General features: G+C 38.1%; 29 protein-coding genes. 25 read left to right on the forward strand and 4 right to left on the reverse strand.

Annotation, left to right across the window (positions count from 1 at the left end):
• Positions 1–12: 12 nt before the first annotated feature.
• Entirely contained in the window at positions 13–420 is a 408-nt protein-coding gene (locus bhn_RS02040; protein WP_236845981.1) for a GtrA family protein, read from the reverse strand.
• Positions 421–530: 110 nt separating this feature from the next.
• On the opposite strand from bhn_RS02040, the gene bhn_RS02045 reads away from it, so the two are divergent.
• From bhn_RS02045 to bhn_RS15650, 15 genes are all read left to right on the forward strand, one after another.
• Positions 531–716, forward strand: a complete 186-nt coding sequence (locus bhn_RS02045; protein ID WP_071175129.1) for a hypothetical protein — start codon at positions 531–533, stop codon at positions 714–716.
• A 3-nt stretch (positions 717–719) separates the two neighbouring features.
• Positions 720–1,097 (forward strand): zinc ribbon domain-containing protein, encoded by a 378-nt coding sequence (locus bhn_RS02050; protein ID WP_071175130.1) that lies wholly within the window; start codon positions 720–722, stop codon positions 1,095–1,097.
• A 211-nt stretch (positions 1,098–1,308) separates the two neighbouring features.
• Complete coding sequence (locus bhn_RS02055; RefSeq protein WP_071175131.1) at positions 1,309–1,530, forward strand: hypothetical protein; 222 nt, start codon at positions 1,309–1,311, stop codon at positions 1,528–1,530.
• A gap of 16 nt (positions 1,531–1,546) precedes the next feature.
• Positions 1,547–1,735 (forward strand): hypothetical protein, encoded by a 189-nt coding sequence (locus tag bhn_RS02060; protein ID WP_071175132.1) that lies wholly within the window; start codon positions 1,547–1,549, stop codon positions 1,733–1,735.
• 86 nt (positions 1,736–1,821) lie between these two features.
• Entirely contained in the window at positions 1,822–4,971 is a 3,150-nt protein-coding gene (locus bhn_RS02065) for a DUF3427 domain-containing protein (RefSeq protein ID WP_071175133.1), read from the forward strand.
• A gap of 83 nt (positions 4,972–5,054) precedes the next feature.
• On the forward strand, positions 5,055–6,794 hold the full coding sequence (locus tag bhn_RS02070; protein ID WP_071175134.1) for a ComEC/Rec2 family competence protein: 1,740 nt from the start codon (positions 5,055–5,057) through the stop codon (positions 6,792–6,794).
• 182 nt (positions 6,795–6,976) lie between these two features.
• Entirely contained in the window at positions 6,977–7,378 is a 402-nt protein-coding gene (locus bhn_RS02075; RefSeq protein WP_071175135.1) for a hypothetical protein, read from the forward strand.
• Positions 7,379–7,814: 436 nt separating this feature from the next.
• Positions 7,815–8,903 (forward strand): zinc ribbon domain-containing protein, encoded by a 1,089-nt coding sequence (locus tag bhn_RS02080; RefSeq protein WP_161487279.1) that lies wholly within the window; start codon positions 7,815–7,817, stop codon positions 8,901–8,903.
• Positions 8,900–9,763, forward strand: coding sequence for a hypothetical protein (locus tag bhn_RS02085; protein ID WP_071175136.1), 864 nt, complete (start codon positions 8,900–8,902; stop codon positions 9,761–9,763). The genes bhn_RS02080 and bhn_RS02085 overlap by 4 nt, the downstream gene beginning before the upstream one ends.
• Before the next feature lie 11 nt (positions 9,764–9,774).
• Positions 9,775–10,773 carry an HNH endonuclease gene (locus bhn_RS02090; RefSeq protein WP_071175137.1) on the forward strand — a complete coding sequence of 333 codons (999 nt, stop codon included), beginning with the start codon at positions 9,775–9,777 and terminating at the stop codon, positions 10,771–10,773.
• A 23-nt stretch (positions 10,774–10,796) separates the two neighbouring features.
• Complete coding sequence (locus tag bhn_RS02095; protein ID WP_071175138.1) at positions 10,797–11,102, forward strand: DUF4298 domain-containing protein; 306 nt, start codon at positions 10,797–10,799, stop codon at positions 11,100–11,102.
• Positions 11,103–11,165: 63 nt separating this feature from the next.
• The gene (locus tag bhn_RS16000; protein WP_257786645.1) at positions 11,166–11,294 is read left to right on the forward strand and encodes a hypothetical protein; all 129 of its coding nucleotides are present in this window, start codon (positions 11,166–11,168) and stop codon (positions 11,292–11,294) included.
• A gap of 112 nt (positions 11,295–11,406) precedes the next feature.
• Positions 11,407–12,639 carry an ATP-binding protein gene (locus bhn_RS02100; RefSeq protein WP_071175139.1) on the forward strand — a complete coding sequence of 411 codons (1,233 nt, stop codon included), beginning with the start codon at positions 11,407–11,409 and terminating at the stop codon, positions 12,637–12,639.
• Between the two features lie 60 nt (positions 12,640–12,699).
• Positions 12,700–13,110 carry a peptide deformylase gene (locus bhn_RS02105; protein ID WP_071175140.1) on the forward strand — a complete coding sequence of 137 codons (411 nt, stop codon included), beginning with the start codon at positions 12,700–12,702 and terminating at the stop codon, positions 13,108–13,110.
• Positions 13,107–13,250, forward strand: a complete 144-nt coding sequence (locus bhn_RS15650; protein WP_161487280.1) for a hypothetical protein — start codon at positions 13,107–13,109, stop codon at positions 13,248–13,250. The genes bhn_RS02105 and bhn_RS15650 overlap by 4 nt, the downstream gene beginning before the upstream one ends.
• A gap of 29 nt (positions 13,251–13,279) precedes the next feature.
• On the opposite strand, the gene bhn_RS02110 is transcribed toward bhn_RS15650, so the two are convergent.
• Positions 13,280–14,107: a PD-(D/E)XK nuclease family transposase gene (locus bhn_RS02110; protein WP_148661892.1), complete on the reverse strand. Its 828-nt coding sequence runs from the start codon at positions 14,105–14,107 to the stop codon at positions 13,280–13,282.
• Between the two features lie 308 nt (positions 14,108–14,415).
• Here bhn_RS02110 and bhn_RS02115 point away from each other — a divergent pair, with 308 nt between their 5' ends.
• Positions 14,416–14,910: a GNAT family N-acetyltransferase gene (locus tag bhn_RS02115; RefSeq protein ID WP_071175142.1), complete on the forward strand. Its 495-nt coding sequence runs from the start codon at positions 14,416–14,418 to the stop codon at positions 14,908–14,910.
• A gap of 264 nt (positions 14,911–15,174) precedes the next feature.
• Positions 15,175–16,080: an ATP-binding protein gene (locus tag bhn_RS02120; RefSeq protein ID WP_161487281.1), complete on the forward strand. Its 906-nt coding sequence runs from the start codon at positions 15,175–15,177 to the stop codon at positions 16,078–16,080.
• A gap of 130 nt (positions 16,081–16,210) precedes the next feature.
• Here bhn_RS02120 and bhn_RS02125 read toward each other — a convergent pair whose 3' ends face one another.
• Together bhn_RS02125 and bhn_RS02130 are read right to left on the reverse strand one after the other, a co-directional pair.
• Positions 16,211–17,326, reverse strand: a complete 1,116-nt coding sequence (locus bhn_RS02125; RefSeq protein ID WP_071175144.1) for a DUF4179 domain-containing protein — start codon at positions 17,324–17,326, stop codon at positions 16,211–16,213.
• A complete protein-coding gene (locus bhn_RS02130) occupies positions 17,323–17,886 on the reverse strand; it encodes an RNA polymerase sigma factor (protein WP_071175145.1) in 564 nt (187 codons plus the stop codon). The genes bhn_RS02125 and bhn_RS02130 overlap by 4 nt, the downstream gene beginning before the upstream one ends.
• A 186-nt stretch (positions 17,887–18,072) precedes the next feature.
• Between bhn_RS02130 and bhn_RS02135 the strand changes: the two genes are divergently transcribed.
• The 8 genes from bhn_RS02135 to bhn_RS02170 all read left to right on the forward strand — a co-directional run bounded on the left by bhn_RS02135 (position 18,073) and on the right by bhn_RS02170 (position 23,838).
• Positions 18,073–18,552, forward strand: a complete 480-nt coding sequence (locus bhn_RS02135) for an RNA polymerase sigma factor (RefSeq protein WP_071175146.1) — start codon at positions 18,073–18,075, stop codon at positions 18,550–18,552.
• Positions 18,553–18,566: 14 nt separating this feature from the next.
• Complete coding sequence (locus bhn_RS02140; RefSeq protein WP_071175147.1) at positions 18,567–19,355, forward strand: hypothetical protein; 789 nt, start codon at positions 18,567–18,569, stop codon at positions 19,353–19,355.
• A gap of 131 nt (positions 19,356–19,486) precedes the next feature.
• On the forward strand, positions 19,487–19,681 hold the full coding sequence (locus bhn_RS02145; RefSeq protein ID WP_071175148.1) for a hypothetical protein: 195 nt from the start codon (positions 19,487–19,489) through the stop codon (positions 19,679–19,681).
• Positions 19,671–20,765 (forward strand): radical SAM/SPASM domain-containing protein, encoded by a 1,095-nt coding sequence (locus tag bhn_RS02150; RefSeq protein ID WP_071175149.1) that lies wholly within the window; start codon positions 19,671–19,673, stop codon positions 20,763–20,765. The genes bhn_RS02145 and bhn_RS02150 overlap by 11 nt, the downstream gene beginning before the upstream one ends.
• Positions 20,755–21,534 (forward strand): class I SAM-dependent methyltransferase, encoded by a 780-nt coding sequence (locus bhn_RS02155; RefSeq protein ID WP_071175150.1) that lies wholly within the window; start codon positions 20,755–20,757, stop codon positions 21,532–21,534. The genes bhn_RS02150 and bhn_RS02155 overlap by 11 nt, the downstream gene beginning before the upstream one ends.
• A 2-nt stretch (positions 21,535–21,536) precedes the next feature.
• Entirely contained in the window at positions 21,537–22,124 is a 588-nt protein-coding gene (locus bhn_RS02160) for a class I SAM-dependent methyltransferase (protein ID WP_071175151.1), read from the forward strand.
• A gap of 188 nt (positions 22,125–22,312) precedes the next feature.
• Positions 22,313–23,260 (forward strand): nucleoside hydrolase, encoded by a 948-nt coding sequence (locus bhn_RS02165; RefSeq protein WP_071175152.1) that lies wholly within the window; start codon positions 22,313–22,315, stop codon positions 23,258–23,260.
• Entirely contained in the window at positions 23,257–23,838 is a 582-nt protein-coding gene (locus bhn_RS02170) for a hypothetical protein (RefSeq protein ID WP_071175153.1), read from the forward strand. Before bhn_RS02165 ends, bhn_RS02170 begins: the two co-directional genes overlap by 4 nt.

Here is a 23,838-nt window from a genome sequence, read left to right on the forward strand (position 1 = left end):
TTGTGTACATTACTAATCTGTATCAATACAATCTTTAAATACAATGAACCTATCATAGAGGTATTCAGTGCTCAAATTTATGATCATGTTGATCCCGGTTACAAGATATTCATTCCAGTGAAGATTTTCAACTAGATAGTTTCCACCAATAGTAGTAACAGGTGTAAACACTGCATAGAATAGTGCAACCTTCATCATGGCTATTGGCACGTTGCTAGCACTTTGGAATGTAAACTTGCGATTAAGTGTAAAGTTCCATAAAACTGATAACACCAACGCCGTCAAATAGCATGGCCAATAAGGTAATGGTGTAAGTTCTGTAAGTAGCGAAAAGCTCGCTATTTCTATTATCCCAGCAGAGATTGAAAAGAATACAAACTTAATTATTCTTACAATCTCTTTTTTCTTTTCCTTTTTCACGACCAATCCCCCTTAAATAAACTGCACTTGCTATTTTATCACAAAGGAGCCGATGATACCTTCTGATTTTCCATCATTATAGTATAATATTTCAAAAAGGAGCTTTGATCATGTGGACTATAAAGCAGATATATGATGGCGACTATGGATGTGAAGAACTTCAGCCCGGGCAGCAGCCTAGAGTGTCTGTGACACTAGTGGATGAAAATGACGAGATAAGGTATGTGTCCGTGGAAGATGCATGGCTTGTGGATAATAAATTGGATGTAGGCTCGGTGTGGCCGGAGGGAGTGTAAGATATGTTTTTAATCTGGGGAATATCAACTGGTAGAAAGGATTTTTCATTTAATCAGTTAGTGACCTGTGCGATATGTGGGAAATACGGCCGTTTCAACGTGTTCATGACATATACGGTTTTATCACTTTTCTTTATTCCTACGATCAAATGGAGCAAGCGTTACTATGTGCAGACCAGCTGCTGCGGAGCAGTGTATGAGCTGGACAAAGAGATCGGAAAAGCAATTGCAAGGGGCGAAGCAGTAGAGATTCAGCAAGAGCACCTTACAAGGGTAACCAGCGGAAGAGGATTTGTCAGCGGCTACAAAAAGTGCAGACAGTGCGGATATGAGACAACTGAGGACTTTGAGTTTTGCCCAAAGTGCGGCGTAAGATTTTAAGTGGACCTGGGGAGACCGCTGATAGCTCATTTTGATGAGGGCAGTAAAAGTAAGTAGCTTTGCAGAAATGTAAGGCTGCTTTTTTGTTGGTACTATATATTGCACTTCCTCTTGTCAAAAGAGCTTTGCCATCACAATATGTAGTTGGGAACTTTATAGGATATTTCATGATGTAAATTGATCATAGGTAAAAAGAAGAGAGGAAATACCTATGATCATTTTTACGATAGCATTTGGGATAATTGTTGTAGCAACAATACTTTTTCTGCTATGGATGATATGTACTGCCGTCAGATTGGTGGTATCTATGGTAGCCATAGAAATAGAAACAGCAAAACTCAAGAAAAAAGATCCTGAACTATACCACCGTGTTATGGAAGAAAGGTCTAAGGGATTTACAAAAATCCTGCCATATATATTGTGGTTTAGATGATAAAAGGAGGTCAGTTATGTTCTTTGGTAAAAGAGATAAAGATGTAAGACTCACAGATAAAGAGTACAAGAATCTGGTAAAAGGCATGAGCTCAAAAGAGCGCCGTGACTTCGACCGCAGACAGGACCAGCTAAGAAGAGATAGGGAAGAAGATAGACTACTAGGGTGGTTGGAGTTTGAAGATGAGTTGGATGAAGATGACTAGATCTTGAGGCAGTACATAGATGGGCGGTATAATGTAAACACGGTAAAAAATAACAGTAAGTGCCATAAGATGAGAAGGATAAAGATATGTTGAAGCCAGGCCTTTATGAGCAGGTAATAAATAATCTAGTTCAGAAAGAATTATCTACTCAACAAGATGATTTGAAGTATACTGAGAAAATTGATTCTGCAGAAGCATCAGGAATTCTTTCTAGATACCTTACGGAAGTTATAAAGAAAAGCTTAGATAGTGTGTCTGATCAGGATGAATTGGGCGCAAAAGTAGAGCTAGTAAATAAGGTAGTTGAGCTTTTATCTAAAGAAACACAGCAAAGTGATTTACAGGAACTTGAGGTAGATGAAAAAGCTGAGCAATTACTTGCTTTACTGTCTGAATCAGATCCTATGTATAAAATTGGAAAACGCAAGGCTAAGGATGTTGTACGTCCTGAAACATCTGTGGCTCAAAGTAGCTTATTTACTGGAGCTGTTCATGAACCTCAAATGTATTTAGAATTAAAAAAAGAAATGGAAACTGCAGACCGAATTGATATGCTGGTTTCATTTATAAAGTGGAGCGGTTTAAGACTATTAATTGAAGAACTGCGTAAATTTACAGATAGGGGCGGAAAGCTCAGAATAATTACAACTTCATACATGGGAGCTACTGATATAAAGGCTGTAGATGAACTTCGTAAACTTCAAAATACCGAAGTGCGTATATCTTATGATACAAAAAGAACTAGACTTCATGCTAAAGCATATATCTTTTACAGAAATACATCGTTTACTACGGCATATATTGGTTCGTCAAACATGTCAAATGTGGCAATGTCTAGTGGCCTTGAGTGGAATATAAAAGCTACTGCCAAAGATATGGGCGCAACGATAAAGAAGATTGAAGCCACCTTTGAAAGTTATTGGAATAGCACAACATTTGAAGAGTATACAGAGAATAGCTATGGCAAGCTTAAGCATGCACTGAAAGCAGAAAAATACAGTTCTGATGGTGATAAGTATCAATATATTGTAGATGTTAACCCTTATCCATATCAGCAACAAATATTGGATAGAATCAGTGCTGAAAGAGAAATTCACGGAAGATATAAAAACTTGATCGTGGCTGCAACTGGAACGGGAAAAACAGTTATTGCAGCTCTTGATTACAGAAGATTTTGTAAAGAGAATCCTAATCAAAAAAATAGGATTCTGTTTGTTGCGCATAGAGAAGAAATATTGAAACAGAGCTTGGCTACATTTAGAGCAGTTCTAAAGAATCCAAACTTCGGAGAGCTATTTGTAGGAAATAATAAACCAGAAAGTTTAGATAATTTGTTTGTTTCTATTCAGACAGTTGCTTCACAGAAATTATATGAAATTCTTGAAGAGAAACATTATGATTACATTGTTGTAGATGAATTTCATCATGCAGCTGCTCCTACATATCAGGGATTACTCAGTAAATTTAAACCTAAGGTACTACTGGGATTAACAGCTACTCCAGAGCGTATGGATGGTAAGAGCATTTTAGATTATTTTGATGGACACGTTGCAGCGGAGATTAGACTTCCAGAAGCTATAGAGAGAAAGCTTCTTTGCCCATTCCAATATTTTGGAGTATCCGACGAGACAGATCTTTCAAATGTTAGATGGGTTAGAGGTGGATATGACAAAACTGAGTTAAGCAATCTGTATTCCTTGAACAGGGAAGTGGCTGTAAAGAGATCCAATCATATCATAAACTCAATACATAAGTATGTTACAGATATGGATTCATTACATGGCCTTGGCTTCTGCGTTTCAGTAGAACATGCCAAATTTATGGCAGAGCAATTCAATGAAAAAGGTATACCATCTATTGCATTAACAGCTGATTCTTCAGAACAGGAGAGGAATACAGCAAAGAGCAGGTTGGTGAATGGCGAGCTTAAATTTATATTTGTAGTAGATTTGTACAATGAAGGTGTGGATATTCCTGAAGTTGATACAGTATTGTTCTTAAGACCAACTGAGTCCCTGACTATCTTTTTACAGCAGCTAGGAAGAGGTTTACGTTTGGCTGAAGGAAAAGAGTGCCTCACTGTACTAGACTTTATTGGACAAGCGAATAAAAAATATAATTTTGAAGAGAAATTTGCTGCGCTTCTTTCTAATACAGAGCATAGTGTTCAGTATGAAATGAAGAAGGGATTTGTTGCGCTTCCTAAGGGATGCTATATACAACTAGAGAAAAAAGCATCGGACATTATTTTGAACAATATCAAAAAGTCCTTTGGCGATAGAATGGGGCTTATTTCTCGCATCGAATCATTTACGGAGGATAGTGGACAGGAGCTTACATTAGCTAATTTCATTAAGTATTATCGTCTTAAACTTAGTACCATTTATTCAAAGTACTCATTTACTAGATTGTGTGCAGATGCTAGAGTCATCGAGAATTTTAATGAGCCATTAGAGGAAGTTGTAACAAAAGCATTTTCAAAGATTATTGCTATAGATTCGAGAAGATGGATAAAATTCTTATTGAAAGTACTTCCTTCTTTAGAAACTGTTGATATTGGCTTAATGTCACCGCTTGAAAAGAGAATGCTTCAAATGTTTTATGTCACTATTTGGAATGAGACAGCGGAGAATTGGGAAGATGACAAGGTGAAAAATAATCTGGCTGAGCTAGCTAAATGTAAGCTATTGCTCAAAGAGATTATTGATATTCTGGAAATTAAGTATGATGACCTGGATATTATTGATAAATCGGTTGATGTAGGATTTGACTGTCCTCTTGATTTGTACTGCACATATACCAGAGATCAAATCTTAGTAGCAATGGACTTTATGAAGCCTAATACTGTTCGTGAAGGTTGCAAGTGGCTCCCTGAAAAGAATATTGATATTTTCTTTGTTACACTAAATAAATCTGACAAAGACTATTCACCAACTACAATGTACGAAGATTATTCTATTAATAGTGAACTCTTCCATTGGCAGAGCCAGAGCACCACATCGGATACATCACCAACTGGACAGAGATATATCAATCATGTTTCTGGTGGAAGTAAAATTTTACTATTTGTCAGAGAGTTTAAAAAGGACAGCGTAGGAACAGCACCATATTCATTCTTGGGTACAGCTAATTATTTAAGCCATATAGGCAGCAGACCTATGAATGTGATTTGGAGAATGGATAATCCAATTCCAGCAAAGTATTTGAAGAAGACAAATAAATTGGATGTTGGTTAATATTATAGGTAATCCATTTTGGCCTCTATCAGGTGATGGGGGCCTTTGATATTTATAACATACTTATTGTTTGGAGGAGAATTATGCTTTTTGAAGGGGAAATAGGATTAGATGAGTTTTTCGAAAGGTTTGGGGGCCAAAAACAACATGGAATATGTACTCCAAGAAACAAACCCTATATTTACCTGATTTATTCACCAGATTCTGATTACAGATCTTATGGGAATTTGGATGGATTTAGGATAGATAATGTAAATGAAGCACCTATGCATTTGAGATATGCATTTGAGGGAAATGGAGAAGAAAATCGTGGAAATGCAGCTGTTCTTAATCATGCAGGTGGCGAAGATGGAGTTTATAAAAGTTTACTAGTTTTTTATTTGAGGGGAAAGAGAATCTCTCAACTTGGTGAGTATAAAATATGTGACATTGATGTTGAAACGCAAAAAAAATATAACGATCCTCGATATAGAGAAGAGAGGGCCCAAAAATATGGGCTAGATGAGGATGGAAATAAATATTTTTATTTGGAGAAAGTAACTGATTTAGACACTGTTGAAGTAAAATTAGTTGTTTCTAAAGATAGGGATAATATATTTGAAGCAGAAATTCTAAGCACTAGAGCAGAATACAACTTTTTGGATCCAAATATTGGGGATAATACCGTTTTGATCAGTGGCGAATATCATGAATATGAGTTTTTGGACAGAAATAATCAAACAATAAATATTACTGATAATACAGATGAGGCAAGAAAAGTTCAACAGTATCTGAATATTATTCAGGGAATTCATAATGAATTAAAACTTAATAATAAAATTAAGACCGTGGATGAAAAAACTGGAAAATCTACAACTATAGAATATGAACCAGTATTATCTCCCAAATTTGAACCAGAGGAAGTGAAATTCTACTTAGTAAATGTGGGATGGGGATTGTGTCAAATTTTAACTTTTAAAGCAGGAGAAAAACAAGAAGTTTGGGTGATGGATTGTGGAGGAAGCGGGAATAACAAGAATTTAGGCATTAATTTTCATAAGAATTTGAAGAGATGCCTGAAAGATATCTATGGATTCTCTAAGAAAAAATATAGAATAGATAAATTATTTATTTCTCATCCGCATGATGATCATTATAATAAAAATAATTATTTTGAGGTGGATAACAATACTGAAGTATGGATTAATCCAAATGTGAGATTTTGCACCAGTACATATATTAAATTTCTGAATGCTGTAATAGCAAGTAGATGTAAAGTGGTAGAACCAATAGTAAGAAAAGGAATGATGGGAGCAATAAAAATATTACATCCTGATGGACATATCACACTGAGTGCTACTGGTGGTAGTTGTATATATCGCAGTCCAATTCGTTATGCAACGCTTACTAGAAGAGTCTTATACGATGTTGTTGTTACAAGGGATAATATAAATGAACTTTCACCTATTATCCAAATAGAAACCATGGGCAAGACTATAATTGTTACTGGTGACGCAATGTTGAGGAGTTGGGAATACTATATAAGGACTGCAAGTGTGCTAGAACCAAATTGTTATGTTCACTCACATCATGGCACAAATACAGGATATGAGATAAATATAGCATCTCCAACATTAGGTAATATTGATGATGAGGATGATTTATTTATAGCTAAGGATTATGAATTTGTATCTTTGATTAATGGATATGTCCATGGTGGAACAACATGGGGGATCAATGCAACATTAGCTGCTAAAACTGAATTAAAAAGGACGGATAATGTAATTGGCTTGAAATATTATGTTTATGATGTGGGAAGTGGAAAATTAGATTCCGTTATTTAAATAATTATTCAAACTGTGGGAAACTATATTCTATAGACGTGTGCGCTTATTTGAATCGTTCAAATCTTATTGTAACAAGAAAGTGTATTAAGGTTTTACCCAAACTTAATTGCAAGTTTATCAGCTCTTTACCTATGCATGCTACCATGAAGACAGTGGATTCACAAAAGTGAGGGCATGTTATGGCATATGATGAATTTGAGAATACTTCCTATGATCTGAATTGTGATGGGCATATTGATAGTGCTGAGGCTTCATACATTCATGAGACGTTGTATGGAGATGACAAGCATGGAGACCACGATGATGGTGATGGAGATGTTTTTGGCGACGATATCTTTGGAGGTGGTGATGGCGGCGAATTTGAAGGCTACGAGTGGCATGCTACTCCTGAAGAACGTAGGGAGATGAGAGAAAAGGACGAAGAGTTCAAGAAGGAATTAGCAGACAGTAAGCGGAGGAAGATGCTGATCACTGTCGCGGTAATCATAGGTGTTACTATTTTTGTTGACGGCAATGCTGGTGGGGTATTTATTCTTTTTATACTGTATGTTATTGGGACGGTTATTGGATTTTGGAATTGAATCATGTTTTTCGCTGGGGGCAGGGCATCGAAAAGGTGCTCTGCCTCTTGGTTTGTGATTATAAAAAGTAAAGGTTTAATAAACAAATACATTAGTAAAGGGGAAGAAATTGAGTACAGAATGGAAGTAAAATCTGTTCGTAACATCATGCAGAATGCGGAACGACAGCTTGGGGATTACATGGTAGTAGAAGGATGGCTTTCTGTAGAAAATACAAAAGTAGAATCATAGCGGTAAATAAAGTAAAAAGGTTGATTAAAGTGCGTAGCAATAAGCTACGCCCTTTTTGCTTTCGCGTAGAAAACATTTTCTATGTTGAAGGGAGGAATAACCTGCAATTAAATACAGAAAATCATTGGCGGCATACCGGAATAATAACGCCGAGATTGTGATACAATTTTATATGACGTATAAAATACGTGCGTGGAGGTTGATTATGAAGTGTAAGTCTTGTGGAGCAACAGTAAGTAATGGGGCAATGTTCTGTGCCAAGTGTGGGGCTAAGATTGATGAACCACAGAAAACAGGGTTAAAGATCAATTCAGAACAGATCAAGGAGTTTTCTTCCGTTCTAACCCAAAAGGGTGGAGAGGTTATCAAGAAGTCAGGTGCAGTGATTTCTGAGAAGGCTGTAGAAGTAAAAGATAAGGCTTTAGAGACCAAAGAAGATATTACTAATAAACTGACTGAACTAGATAGGATGCTAGAAAGTTCTATTACAGAATATAACGATGCTTACACTCTTATGAATGATAAGGGTATGCAGTTATATGTCGAGCGTTGTCGCTCAGTAGATTCCATTAATAATATTGAGATTTTGATAAATAGTATAGCTAATCATCCTAAGAGCTTTGATACAGACTTTGAGGAGATTAATACTAATAGAAAAGAATTCACAGATGCATGTGAGTTTGCAGAAAAAGAAATCAGCGCTGCTAGAAATGCGGCTGGTGGTGCTGGAGCTGGTTTGGCAGCAGGTGCTAGTGTTGCATTCATGGCTCCGACTGCCGCAATGTGGATTGCAACCACTTTTGGTACTGCGTCTACAGGAACAGCTATTTCAACATTGTCTGGCGCAGCTGCAACTAATGCTGCATTGGCGTGGCTTGGTGGAGGCACTTTGGCAGAGAATGCTGCGGGAATAGCTGGCGGAAAAGCTCTTTTAGCATTAGCTGGTCCTGTGGGCTGGACAATTGCCGGAGCAACTTTACTCACTTCAATACTTCTTTTTACTAAGAACAAAGCAAAGCTTAATAAGGAGAAGAATGAGGAAATTGAGGCAGTTAAGCGAAATACAGAAGCAGTCAAAGAAATGGATGGAGAAATATATGAGATTTTAACTCAGACAAACGAAATCAGAAAAAGCCTTAATACAAGTTTTCAGGAGTGCTTGAGCTTGTTTAATTGTGATTACACAACAGTTAGCGATGATGACAAGAACAGACTGGGAGCATTGGTGAATCTAACAAAGTCATTGTCAGCATTGTATGGAAAGCAGGTTACTACAGAAGGTAGCAAATCATGATTGAAGAAATAATAAAGGAAACTACTATTCGGTACTTCAAAGAATCTGAAATAGGTCAAAACTTAGAGAAAGCTTTAAATGGAATAGAGAAAGCTCAAGAAACAGTGGCTGCCTATTGCAATGATGATAGTCCTGAAGGACTTAAGATCCTAAAGATAGGAACTACAGCAATAATAGGGATTCTGTATAAGGTCTTTAATGGAAAGAACATAAAAGAATTTACCACAGAGGATTGGAAAGAAATTGCTAGTGTTGTTGTTGATAGAGCTATCATCGATGATGGCCAGCAGTATAGTGTTATCGTATTCGATGTATACGCTAAATATGTGGATTTCTCTGTGAAGATTCTGAAAGCTAGTGGAGTATCTGTTGAGAAATGCGATGATATTAGTAGATTATCTAAAAAGGTTAAGAAGCTAGGTGATGATTTAGAAAAAGGTAAGATTAAAGAAGTTGATTACACGGAGCAGTGTTTATGGCTGCTCCTAGAATCTATGATCAAGTTACTTGCTTCTTCAAGTAAAATTGTCATTGGGGAGGAGCGAGCAAATTACGTGCAGAATGTTGCTATGCTCACTTTTGAATATGGCCGTTATTCACTGTACAAGCAAGAACAGGAAATACTCACTCAGTACCTCGAACATCAGGGTGAAGTAGATGCTGAGCTAGAAGAGAGGTTTTCAGTATTCCGAGATGAACTATTAAAACGCTGTGAAGAATTTGAAGAACTCATCAAAGATGCTTTTGATCCAGATATGCCTAAACGATTGAAGGCATCTACGCAAATAGCTAGAAATGCTGGCGTTGCAGAGAGCGAGATATTGGATAGTGTTGAGAAAGTTGATGAGTTTTTTATGTGAGGAGTAATATTATGGCGGCTGGATATCAGTTAAAAAAAGCAGAATATGTGGACAGACCGCTATCTGAAGATGAGATGTGGTCTGCATTTGCATATCTTTTTTCATCCAAATCTCATAATGATACTAGCTATAAATATGGATTTTTAAAGGCTATCATTGATAATCTCTATAATACAGATGATAAGTTGAAGCTCAACTTTGATCAGCTCTTTTCTAAATTTGCGGAAATCTATTGGAATCTGGTTCTTAAGCATCATATCAAGCAAAAAAATCCTGGCAAACTTGATAGGCGTTCAAGACTAGAGACAATTCTTTTTGAGAGCCAAGAAAAATACAATATTATTGAAGGAATTCCCTTCGAGAGCCTTGCTTGTGATATGCGCATTGATATATGCAAAAGGGTGAAGAGTGATTGTAAAAATAATGTTGTGGGGGCTCTTTATGCAGATCTTGGAGGGCTTTTTTACTCTTTTTCTCTTAGCGGGGAATGGATCCAATTAAATCCAAGGATGTATGAATTTGCGTGTAAACACAAGGTTGCAATAGAGAAGCTAAATTATTATGAGTGGGCTAGATTTCTTGAAAGAGTCAATGAAGATAATGTAATTGATCACTTGCTTAGCAAAATTGATGAAAGCACTATGCGAACCCGTAGTAGTTTGGCGTATTATAGGGATATTTTGTTTGAGGAGTTTGAGAATAAGTGCTTCTATTGTGGTAAGCGTGTAACGAGAGATAAAGTTGAAGTCGATCACTTTATTCCGTGGTCATTTATCAAGGATGATCAGATATGGAATTTTGTTTTGGCTTGTCCTGAATGCAATAATATGAAGCGTGACAAATTAGCACAGGTGGACTTTCTTGAGAAGATCTCTGAGCGCAATGAGATTCTGATAGAGAGGGATCATCATGATAATGTGCAACCTGCAAAAAGGATAAAGATGATTTATAACTGGGCACAGAGGAATGGGTATAATGAAATCTGGACACCACGGAAGATTGGTGTGTGAAGGTTATTTATAGGGGGAAAGCAATGGGAAAATATGATCACATCATCGAAATGGAAAAGCTTTTCGATGAAGCCAAGCGCAGACAAACTGTGCTTGAGATGGCTATTGCTGATTACAAGAATTTCCAACCATCAATTCAAAAGTTAGAGAAGTATTATTCCAGCAATCAGTGGAAGGATGATTTTGCTGCAGATGAGAGAGGCGAGATTCCTTTTTCTATTAAACGAGGCGTTCTTTCTGAAGATGGTATCTATGATTTGCTAGAGCGTAATAAAGAAATCATGGATATGCTTAATAGTCTTGATAAAGAGGAAGAAAATAGCACGTGAGAGTGGGATTCACAGTTCTTTTACCCAAACTTAATCTCGAGTTTATCAGCTCTTTACATATGCATGCTAGCAGCCAGTAAACGTAGAAAGATGCTGATCACTGTTGCGGTAATCATAGGTGTTACTATTTTGGTTGACGGCAATGCTGGTGGGGTGTTTGTTCTTTTTATACTGTATGTTATTGGATTTTGAAATTGATTGCGACTAATTTAAAGTTAGACTTTAAATTAGTCGCATTTTTGTTTGGCGAAGCGAAAAAATTCGTCTAAAATAAAATTAGACATTAAATTAGTCGGGGGTGCAAATGGCTTATATTGAAAGAGCAATAACAGATATAGTTAAGAAACGAGCAGAGTCCAGTAAATGTCTATTAGTAGCAGGTGCTAGACAGGTAGGAAAGTCTACATTAATAAGGCATCAATTTTCAGATTATAATGGAGTCTCATTTGATGATAAAATGACTCGTTTGCAGGCAAAAGAAGAGCCTAAGTTATTCTTTTTAAATAATCCATGCCCTCTTTTTATAGATGAGATTCAGAAAGAAAAAAGTATTCTAGAAGACGTTAAATTGATATTGGATGATTCTGAGAAACGTGGACAATTTATCTTTTCAGTTTCACAGAAGCTTGAATTGATGAAAGGTATGAGTGAGTCTCTTGCAGGACGAGTGTCAATATTAGAATTAACTGGGCTGTCATTACGTGAAATAAATGGTGTTAAATTTAATGATCACTTTATTCCTACAGATGAATATTTAAAAGAACGCGAAGGAAAATTGGTCGATTATAACAATATCTGGGAAATCATACATAAGGGATCATATCCTGAATTATATGATGTTGATAGGGAATGGCAAGATTTCTACTCTTCATATGTAGATACATATCTAGAAAGAGATATTAATGAGTTAATTACAGCGGATAGTATCACATTTTTAAAGTTTTTGACAGCTGTAGCTGCTAGGACAGGAGAATTGCTGAATTACGTGAATATAGCGGATGATGTTGGAGTAAGTGTGCCAACAGTCAAAAACTGGGTTTCTATTCTGGAAAGAACAGGAATAATTTTTCTTTTACAACCATATTCTTCAAATGCTCTTACACGTGCAATAAGAACACCTAAAATATATTTTAGAGATACTGGTTTGGCTTGCTATTTGACTCGTTGGTTGACGGAAGATGCTTTAAAAAATAGTGCTGTAGCTGGAAATATGTTTGAGACTTTTATTGTGTCAGAGATACTTAAATCGTACTCTAACCAAGGTTTGGATTATAGATTTAGCATTTTTTATTATAGAGGCAAGGATAAATCCAACTCAAAAGAAAATGAAATAGATTTGATAATTGAAGAAAATGGAATGCTATATCCGGTAGAAATTAAAATGACTGGTAATCCTAAGGCAATAATGGGAGCTACCAATGTAGTACTGGATAAGATTCCTGACAAAAAACGAGGATTAGGAGTAATACTTTGCTTGATTGATAAGAAAACGTATCTGAGGGAAAATCTTGTTGCGCTCCCGATTAGTTATATTTAGTTATAATGGGGTATTCATTGGACACACGGTAGTGTAATATTCCGAAGAGGAGTATGGATTATGATCAAACAGATAGTTAGAGATCAGTTCTTTTTGCAGCAAAAGTCTGAACCTGCAACTGAGGCGGATAGCCAGGTTGTCGAGGATCTATTGGATACACTTAGAGCAAATCAAGATAGATGTGTTGGAATGGCTGCCAACATGATCGGAGTAAAGAAGAGAATAATCGTGGTGGCTATGGGACCATTTCTTTTCCCTATGATCAATCCAGTGATCACCAAAAAGAGCGGTGCCTATGAGACGCAGGAGAGTTGCCTGTCACTGGATGGAGTGAGATCCTGCACCAGATATAGAGAAATTGAGGTGGATTATTTAGACCAGGATTTCAAGCCGCAGTATGGCAAGTATAAGGATTTTACAGCGCAGATAATTCAGCATGAGATAGATCATTTTGAGGGAATTTTGATTTGAAAAAAGATAATTCTGATGCGCCAAAAAAGGAAATAAAGATAAACAAAAATTCTAAGGCAGAGATACTTAAAAGAGCTCCGGAGGAAGTCATAGCAAAGGCTATACATGAAGCTCTTTTGAAAGAGCATGAAAAAAAGTAAAGGCAATACCTGGGGGTATTGCCTTGTTGTTATTCTTGGATTCCGTTGTCTTTGAGGAGTTTTTCTAGCTTGGCGACTCTTTCATTGAGAAGTAGTTTCTCTTCAGTGAGAACCTGATTCTCATTTGAAAGAGATTGGTTTTCATTTGTAAGAGTTTTATTCTCATTTTCTAGATATTTCATCCTCTCCGCCTGTAACTTTTCATGAACTATATTATCTTCACGAATGCGGCATTGTTCAAGGATGTCCTGATTTGCTGTAGACATGAAGATTGCTTCTGCAGTGGAATTCAGTGATGGATTATTATCAGTTATCATCTTGATTTCCTCCCAAGTTGTTGCTTTGAAAAGACTTGCCCACGTATCTATACCATAGAACTTATCTTCATCTGTTGCCATATCTGTACGATTCAAGTCTACCACAAACAGGTTGAATCTGTCAGTATAAAGGTAATTGTCTTTGGCGTTTCGCATCTGATATTTTGCGAAGAATTCTGGATGATTTTCAAAGAGAGTGAAATCAAGGAAACCGATCTGATAGACGGTGTGGGCTGTGTTGTAATCAGTTCCCTTGAGGATAGAATCAAACTTTCTGCACAGGTATGAGAGAGACCTCATAGGCCAGTTGTTGTAGTTGATAACTTGCATCTCAAGATTGATAATAACATCCCCATTCAGTTTAACTACAATATCCAGCTGATACTCTTTATTGGCAATCGTTGCTCCAGGTTCAACTGGATTATCAATATATACATCTACAACCTGATCTTTGGTGAGATGGAGCAAAGAGCAGATCAGCAAAGTCAGCGTTTCTTTATCTCTTTGAAGAACCATGCGAAATAGATAATCGTTGGTCATAGTGTACTTTAAAGCCCCAGTGGCTTTATGGAATTGGTACGTTTTCTTGTTGCTTTCTTTTTTCAATTTAATCCTCTTTCTTAATGTTCATATTTCTAAAAGCCTACATAGATGTGGAACTTTTGGGCGATGACCCGTGAAATAATAGAATGTTTTTGTCAGAAGAATTCTGGCAGCGAAAAGAAATATATCATAATGATTTTCGAACAGGCAATAGAACATAAGATTAATTTTTTACCAGCTTTTCTTAATAAAGATACGTAAAAAAGATAATGAAAGTAGTAGTATAATCCGAGGAGGAGATTAAAATGATTACACTCGTAAAATATAAAGATGAAAAAGATATTATATGCGAACTGATAAAGCAATTTTGGATAGCGCATAATGACTACACACCAACAGATGAAGAAAGCATAGAAGATATGCTAGCGTGGAGTGGCAAAGGCCATGCACTGTACTTTATAAAAAAGGAAGAGACTATAATAGGGTTTGTTCATTTGGCAAGTCGTGGATGTGAAATTGACTGGATTGAGGATTTGTTTATTCTTCCACAATATCAGGGAAACGGATATGGCTCAGAAGCATTAAAGCTTGTTGAGGATATTGTTAAGGAATACTCTGATTCAGTATATTTGGAAGTTGCAGCTAGAAATGCTAGAGCATTGAATCTATATTATAAAAATGGTTATGACTGTCTTAATACAGTTACTATTCGCAAAGATTTTAAACCAGAGGAATATGTCGTAACAAGTGAGGAAGAAGTTTTGGGGCATAAATTAGTGGTTAAAGAATATAAAAACTGATTATTGATAAATTTGGGAAAAAGAGGCAATACCTTATGTTTATCAATTCAGTATTATTTTAAATTAGACCGCTATGGCGGTCTTTTTATATGCCTTGTATAGCTATGTTGTTAAGTATTCGACCATAATAGCATAGCATTGTAATAATGGTCGATTTTTGTTATTCAGATAAAAGTAATCGTTGATAAACAAAGGCTTGAATGGACAGAAAAAGATGAGAAACAGCAGTTGATGTATATTCTCACTGGATCAAATAGATTTGAAATGCAGCAGGGCATCTCTGACTCACTAGCAGGCAGATGTGGCGTGATCGAAATGGCATCCTTTTCACAGGTTGAGAAGTATGATGTGCCCGGAAATCTGTTTGAGCCGGATATAAAAGTGCTCTTAAAAAGAGAACACGACAACACGCTCACCTATCGCACCAGGGCAGAAATATTTGAAGATATATTTAACGGTGGAATGCCCGATGTTGTGCTGAATAATTCATCAAGAGACATCTATTTTAGGGCTTATGTTGATACCTATATTGAGAAGGATGTCAAAAAACTTATATCCGAAGACAACGAGACCACATTTAGGAATTTTATATCGCTTGTTGCGCTAAGGACTTCATCTGAACTTCACTACGACAGGCTTGCTGGTGATGTTGGCATAGATGTACGAACTTGCAAAAGATGGATATCTATATTGGAAACGGCTGGAATAATATATTTAATGCACCCATATATGCCGAATATTTCCAACAGGATAATAAGAGCTCCAAAAATATATTTTATGGACACTGGGCTATGCGCTTATCTGTGCAAATGGCCGACAGCCAAGATGCTTGAAGATGGCGTTATGGGCGGTGCCTTTTTTGAAACGTATGTAGTGAGCGAACTGGTTAAAAATTTCTACGCATATAATAAGGATCCAAAGGAAGTGCTGTTTTATTACAGAGATAAGGATAATAAAGAAGTTGATCTCCTGTACGTCATGGGAAATTCAATTTATCCCATAGAAATCAAAAAGAGCATTTCTCCAGGGAGGAAAGCTTCAAAGCATTTTAAGGTATTAGAGAAATACAAAATGGATGTTGAGCCAGGATTGATCATAGATTCCTGCGAAAAAATCAGTCCTTTAAACGAAAGCGCATATTTCTACCCTGTTTTTAGGCTTGGTGAATGATAAACTTATAAAAAAGATACTTAAGGAATTATAGTCATAAAAAAGAGCATTTATAACCATAAAGTTATAGATGCTCTTTTAGTTTGATTATATAGTTTGATTATATAGTTTGATTATATGTAATCAAACCTTATGGCAGATCAACTTCTACGATACCTGCGTTATCGTAGTCGCTTGTTCTTATGAACAGTGATCTGACTTCTGAGACATCGATTATTCTTTGGAAGCAGGCTGAACTAATAGCTTTTTCCATTGAATCATCCGTATAGTATGATGATCCGCCATTTTGAATGTATTTGTAGTCAGTGCCATCTTTTAACCCAACACCCATAAATTCTGGGATGCCATTACAATCCTCATACTGCTCAAGCTTACCGTCTACAGTGTAATTTACAGCAATTGAAATAGGAGTTATCTCTATAGTATCTATCGTACAGTCTGTTCCTGGAACTTGCTTGTTAACAGTGATTACCTGCGCGTTGCTTACTTTTGGAAGTTCAAGGTCAAAGATCCATTTTCCCTGAACAGTACCTGTGAACTCGCACTTTCCTGTATATATGCCAAGCTCGTTAAATTCTACATGGAGTTTTTTACCCAAAAGACTATCTGACATATCCGGAGTATGTAACATCATGATATATTGCAGATCACCATTTTCATCTACGTAGTGAGTGATCAGTTCTCCGTTCTCTGTGGTCTGAAATGGAGTGCCATCTTCATACTCGCCCATGCCGTTTTCATCCGGAACAATTCCATCAAAGAAACTTGATGAACCACTTAACCATGAATTCACGTCATCAGGATCATCGCCAAGATAGTATGTGACATCGGCGCCGGGCTCTTCAAGACCCTTTACCTCTAAGCCAGAAACTTTAAAAGATAAATAAGCAAAATGTGCATCAGCGATAATAGTCTCAGGAACTATAGTTACACCCTGGTCTGTTACCTTATAAGCTGAATAATCCGGCTCTTCGGAGTAAACAATTGCCTGCCCCTGCTCTGTAAGTGTCTGCTGCTGAACATCGGTGGATTTTACAATTCCATTCATTCCTCTTCCCCAGAAGTGGTGGATAGCTGCGACAGCAGTAACAGTAAGTGTTGCAAAAAGAGCTATGCCTATGCAGGCAGCAAGTGGCAGATTTTTACCTGCCTTGACTACTTTGATCTTGGTAGAATATTTGTATGTATCTGCAATAATCTTATCATCAATGCCATTCATGGCCTTTAATAATTCTTCACTTCTCATGATGCCAAATAACCCTCCTTTACCAATCTACCCTGGAGCTTCTTGCGGAGTCTTCCAAGGACAACTGTAACATTGTGTCTTGTCATTCCAAACTTAGTGGCGATGTTTGCTATTTCTTCTGCGTAAAAATATCTGCTGGTAAAAATATAAGCATCCTTTGGATCAAGACTGTTTACAAAATCTTTGATCACACTCTCTAGCTCTTTTTCAAGGACCGAGTGCTCAACATCGCTATTATCTGGAATGCACTCAGCGAGTTCATCCAAAACCTCGTTTACAACGCCATTTCCACGTTTTGAGCTCTTGCTGGCGTTAAACATATTTAATGCCAGATCTCTTGTTATCTTAGCGATAAATGCTCTAAAAATCCTAGGTTTTGTAGGTGGAATGCGGTTCCACACCTTTACGTAGGTATCATCAAGGCATTCCTCGATGTCCTGTTCACTCCACAGAATGTTTTTAGCTATAGTCTTGCAATATTTTCCATATTTTAAATCTGTTTCTTCGATGGCTCTTTCATCACGTCTGAAATACAGACTTATTATCTCTTCGTCTTTCATAGATGCTCCCTTCTTGGTATTTGTAAGCGCCTTACACTTATATAGCCAAGAAATCTTTTTAAAAGTCACAACTTTTTTTATTATATAACTACTTTTTTTTAAAAATGAGTGTCCACTTTTATCAGGATGAATCGTATTATAAGTAGAAGGCCTTCTAAAAAGATCGGAAAGTGAGATTGTTATTACATGGATGATAGAGAAGTCAGGAGGGTAGTGACTGAGTACTCCAATATGATAAAGAGGATCAGCTATAACTATTTGAAGCAGCCCTTTGATTGTGATGATATCTGCCAGACAGTTTTTATGAAATTATTAACTGGGGATTTTGAATTTGAAAGCAGCGAACGTGAGAAAGCATGGCTAGTTAGAACCACGATCAATGCCTGTAAGGATTTTAGGAAAAGTGCTTTTTTTACCAAAACAGTAGGACTTGAAGAGCTTGGAGATAAAGAGGCGCCTGCATCAGAGAAATCCGAAATATTGGAAGAGATAAAGAGGCTTCCTGGAAATTACCGCACAGCAATTTATCTTCATTACTATGAAGGATATTCCACAGAAGAGATTGCAGACATGATGGGCAAGAGAAAGACTTCTGTATCAAAGTATCTAGCCAGAGGTAAAAAGATTTTACGGGAAACGTTGGCTGATGACTATGGGATGCAATAAAGGAGATAACTCATATGGAAAATAAGAATTTGGAAATATACAAAAAAGCTATGGATGACATCCACTATTCCGACAGCGAAAAGGAGAATATGGTGAATAATCTCTTGAATGGCAAGAAGAATGGAGGACCTATGAAGAAAAAGTATGATTTTAGAAAGATTGGTGTTGCTGTTGCAGCATGCCTTACACTGTTTAGCGTCACAGCATTTGCGGCAGGTAAGGCTACAGGAATAGTCAGCGATATCTATTTTGGAGGAAAGAGCAGTAACTTTGAGGACCTTGGACAGCTTGAAGAGGAGGCTGGAATTGATGTTGCAACAGTAGGTCTTTTCACAAACGGATATTCAGTGGAGGAGATGGAAGTCGATCAGTCTAGCACCACGGATGATGAAGGCAACAAGCTCAGCACTTATAAGGGTATCAGGATCGATTATGTAAGGGATGGAAGCCCAGAGCTTTATCTTTCAATGTTCCCGGAAGCACTTTATGGCGAAGACCATGAGGAATATGACAGCGCCAGAGCTACAGAGACACGGGAATACGACGGAATAACAGTACATTACAATTATGACGAATATCTTTCTCTGCCGGAAGATGAGGAGCCTACAGATTCTGAAAGAGAGCGCGAAGAAACGGACGATCACTTTTTTATCAGCATAGGAAGTGATACGCGCCAGACAGATTACGTAAGCGGCGTTAACTTTGAAATCGATGGTGTTTCCTATGTGCTCATAGGCTTTAATCTAGATATGTCACCGGATGAGCTTTTTGAGATGGCAAAAGAGATAATTTTGGCAAGATAAGGCATTATTTTGCCAGGCGGAAAAAAGAATTCTTTTCCAATTGTCGCACTTTGGCTACAAAAATGGAATATTGATTTGCAAGTAATAGCGACATAGACTATCATAGTCTTAAATATTGGGAGGAGTTACGCATGAAAAAGATGAATAAGAAAGTGGTTATTGCAACCAGTGTTAGTGTGGCAAGCATGTTACTTAACGCAGCCTGTGGTTATGGACCGCCAGTAGAAGTAGAGGAAGAATACTCTAATAGTAATTATGAGATATCCGTTGAGCAGGATACTACTCAGGATGGCATAAATAATCAAGGTAACACTAATGAACAATAACGATATTAAAATATCCCATCTTGATCTACAGTACGATGTGCGAAATGAGTTTTTTGAGAAGCCTATTTTAAAACAGCTTTTCTTTGAACTTACACTCAATTGTAATGAACACTGTTGGCACTGCGGTTCAAGGTGTGGCGATGTGAGAGCTACTGAGATGGCTCCACAGGAATGGAAAGATATTTTAGATCAGATAAAAGAGGATTTTAATGGCTCTCTTCCACAGATTAATGTTACAGGAGGAGAGCCCCTTTTATATCCTGGTTTTGAAGAGGTCATGAGTTATGCTCACTCATTGGGCTTCAAATGGGGTATGACTTCTAATGCAATCCTTATAACACCCGAGGTTGCAAGAATGCTCCAGAAATGTGGCATGAACACCATCTCTGTTAGTATTGACGGCCTTCCAGAGACCCATGACAGGATAAGGGGACTTCAAGGCGGATATAAGAGAGCAATGGAGGGAATTCAGAACCTTATTGATCTTAAGTGCTTTGGAAGTATCATGGTTACGACCGTTGTTAATCATGAGACTGTAAGAGAATTGGATTCGCTGTATGAGGTGATGTGCGATTTTGATATCGACAGCTGGCGTATCATGGGAATTGAACCAATTGGAAGAGCGCTTGATCATCCTGAACTTTTACTTACTGATGATGACCATCGATATATTATGGACTTTATTCGTAGCAAAAGAGCCGATAATGAACCTGTGACCTATGGTTGTTGCCACTACCTGGGACTTGACTACGAAAAAGAAGTCAGAGACTGGTACTTCTTTTGCATGGCAGGAGTTACAGTTGCGAGTATCACAGTAACAGGCGATGTATATGGTTGCCTCGATATCGACAGGAATCAGCCTGGCGTTATTCAGGGAAATATCCATGACCGAAGATTCTCGGATATCTGGAAGAATGAGTTTAAGGCTTTCCGACGCGATAGGGCTGAAGACAACGAGAAATGTGCAAATTGTAAAAGTCGTAAGTACTGCATGGGCGGAGCATTTCATACTTGGGATTTGGTAAATAAAACTCAGCGTTTGTGTCTGATTGATGCACTTGACAGGGAAAAACATGAACAATAAATCTTTTGACTCAAAGAGAATAGCCCTTGGCTATGCCAAAAGACCATGGCTTCACAAGTCTGTGATAGAGCAACTAAAGAAAGACTGTGATCTGGCTGAAAATCATAGATTTAGGAATGGTCTTGACGTGGGCTGTGGAGCTGGTCTTTCCACAAAGGCATTAAAGCTCATATGTGATAAGGTGACAGGAACTGATATTGCAGATTCAATGGTTGAAGTTTGCAAGGAATTATATGGCGAGGATGAAGGCTTTTCTTTCTATGTTGCCAAAGCAGAAGAGACCAGGGTTCCTGATGAGAAGTATGACATTGTGACGGCTGCCGGATGTATCAACTGGGTTGATGAAAAAAAGTATATGGCTAACATGGCACAGGTTATGGCAGATAACGGGCTTATAGTCATATATGATTTTGGAATTACAGACAAGATGGTGGGAAATGCTGATTATACCAAGTGGTATCAGGATGAGTATCTGAGGAGATTCCCCAAGCCGCCGAGAAAAGAAAATAAGTGGACTCAGGATGATCTGATAAAAGGCTTCACAATGAAGAAGCAGACAGACTATGAAATGGAGTATGCTTTTGACCTTGAGAAATTCGTCGATTTCATGATGATCCAGTCAAATGTTAATGCTCAGATTGAGAGTGGGAACATTACGGCTGACGAGGCTAGAGCCTGGATGCTTGAGTCCTTAGCACCTGTTTTTGAAGATAAAGAAAAGACGCTGATCTTTTATGGCTACAGCTGGTATATAACTTTTAGGAGATGACTATGACAGACAACAACGTGGAATATTACAACATAAATGCGGATTCGTTTTTTGCTGGCTCTGTGGCTGCAGATATGAAAGAGGAGCAGGATAGTTTTCTGGCCTATGTGCCTGAGGGCGGAAGGATCCTGGATGCAGGCTGCGGAAGTGGCAGAGACAGCAAGGCTTTTTTGGATGCCGGCTTTGATGTGGTCTCTTTTGACGCATCAAAAGAAATGAGAAAAAGAGCTTCTGAGTACATTGGACGGGAAGTTCTGGATATGAGATTTGATGAAATTTCTTTTGATAATGTATTCGATGGAATATGGGCAAGCGCATCACTCTTGCACGTGCCAATGGAGGAGCTTCCGGAGACATTTAATAAGCTCAATAAGGCGCTTAAGCCAGGCGGTGCGCTATACGCTTCGTTTAAATACGGCGATGGCACCAAGATGCGCGGTGAGCGCAAGTTTAGCGACTTTAACGAAAAGAGCGTTATTCCGCTATTTGAAAATGCAGGCTTTGAGATCGTAAGGAACTCTGTAGGAAACGACAACAGACCCGGCAGAGGAGAAGAGATGTGGGTCTGCGTGGTCGGCATCAAGAAGTGATCTAGAGTGCGGCTTGAATTATTAGAAATATAGTTGTATAATCCTCTAGCGCAACAAACGACAGTTCATTTGTACCTTCCTGTCGCTAAACAAAACCAGGACTGCATAGGAATATTTTGTCTTTTATGTAGCTCTGCTTTTGTGCAGAGCTACTTTTTTTATGCAGAAAGATTATTTTGGAGATTAGGATGAAGAAGATCATTATCGACTGCGACCCTGGAATTGACGATTCTCTGGCTATTATGCTGGCTCTTCAGAGCCCGGAGCTTGAGGTTATCGGCATTACCATCGTTGCAGGTAACTCACCAGCAGAGCTTGGATTTCAAAATGCAAAAAGAGTCTTGAACTTCCTTGGAAGACTTGATGTGCCAGTTTACGTGGGCGCAGACAGGCCAAGGGTAAGGGAGTATGTGAACGCACTTGATACTCATGGTTGTGACGGCCTTGGAGAGAGTTTTTTACCAGAGGTTCCAGGTCAGGAGATTCCGGAAAAGAGTGCTGTGGAGTTCATGAGGGAGACCTTAAAGGGCGGCGACGTATCAGTTATCGCTTTGGGGCCACTTACGAACCTGGCAGATCTCATCGATGCGGATATTTTAGCTTTTTTGTCTATTGAAAGACTAGTATCCATGGGAGGCAACTTCAGAAGCCACGGGAATTGCTCACCGGTAGCGGAGTACAACTACTGGGAGGATCCAGACAGCGCCAAGGTGGTGTTTGACACTCTTTATGCTCATCACAAGATGATCGAGATGGTGGGACTTGATGTGACCAGAGAGATCGTGCTGACACCTGAAAAGCTTGAGGATATCAAAGCTAGAAACGCAGTTGTTGGGGATTTCATCGAGAAGATCACGAAGTTTTACTTTAAGTTCCACTGGGAATGGGAGCACATCAGGGGCTGTGTCATAAATGATCCTCTTGCTGTGGCTCAGTTTATTTGTCCTAATATCCTTGATGGAATCGAGGCTTTCACGGAAGTTGAGACTGGCGGCATCAGTATGGGCCAGACCGTTGTTGATTCCATGGGATTCTACCGAAAGGAAAGTAACGCCTTAGTTTTCACAAATGTAGATGTGGAGGCATTTTGGGAGTTGTTTTTGACGCGAATTTTAGAAATTGGAGAAGAGAAATGAAGAACAATACAAAGAAATTAACATTTATTGCACTTGCAGTTGCCATCAATATTGCAGGAAGTAAGCTGGCTCTTTTGCTGCATCTTCCAATCTTCCTTGACAGCATCGGAACAATGTTCGTAGCTGTTGTATTAGGACCACTTGGCGGCGCCGCTGCAGCTCTTGTTGGGGGACTTATAAACGGAGTTCTTGGAGACGTTTACGCTATATATTTTTCACTTAGCGGAGTTTTGATGGGACTTATTGCAGGAGCTCTTTTCCATGGCAAAGAAGAATGCCCTACCCGCGCGCTTTTCTGGAAGACTCTTATTGTAACTTTGCCAGCATCTGCCCTTTCAGCCTGCATCGAGACATTCCTTTTTGGCGGCATTACATCAGCTGCTACAACAACATTTATTATTCAGGTTCTTTCTCAGACAGCACTCAGGCTCTTTGGAAGTGCCTTCATAATCCAGGCTATAACTGATTATGCGGACAAGTTCATAGCTCTTTTACTGGTAATGCTGTGTATGGGGAACCTTCCTTACGAGTTCACACACTTTGCAGATGACCAGAAAAAGAACCGTGAAACAGCCTGA

The sequence above is a fragment of the Butyrivibrio hungatei genome (genome assembly GCF_001858005.1).
Classification (GTDB): Bacteria; Bacillota; Clostridia; order Lachnospirales; family Lachnospiraceae; genus Butyrivibrio; species Butyrivibrio hungatei.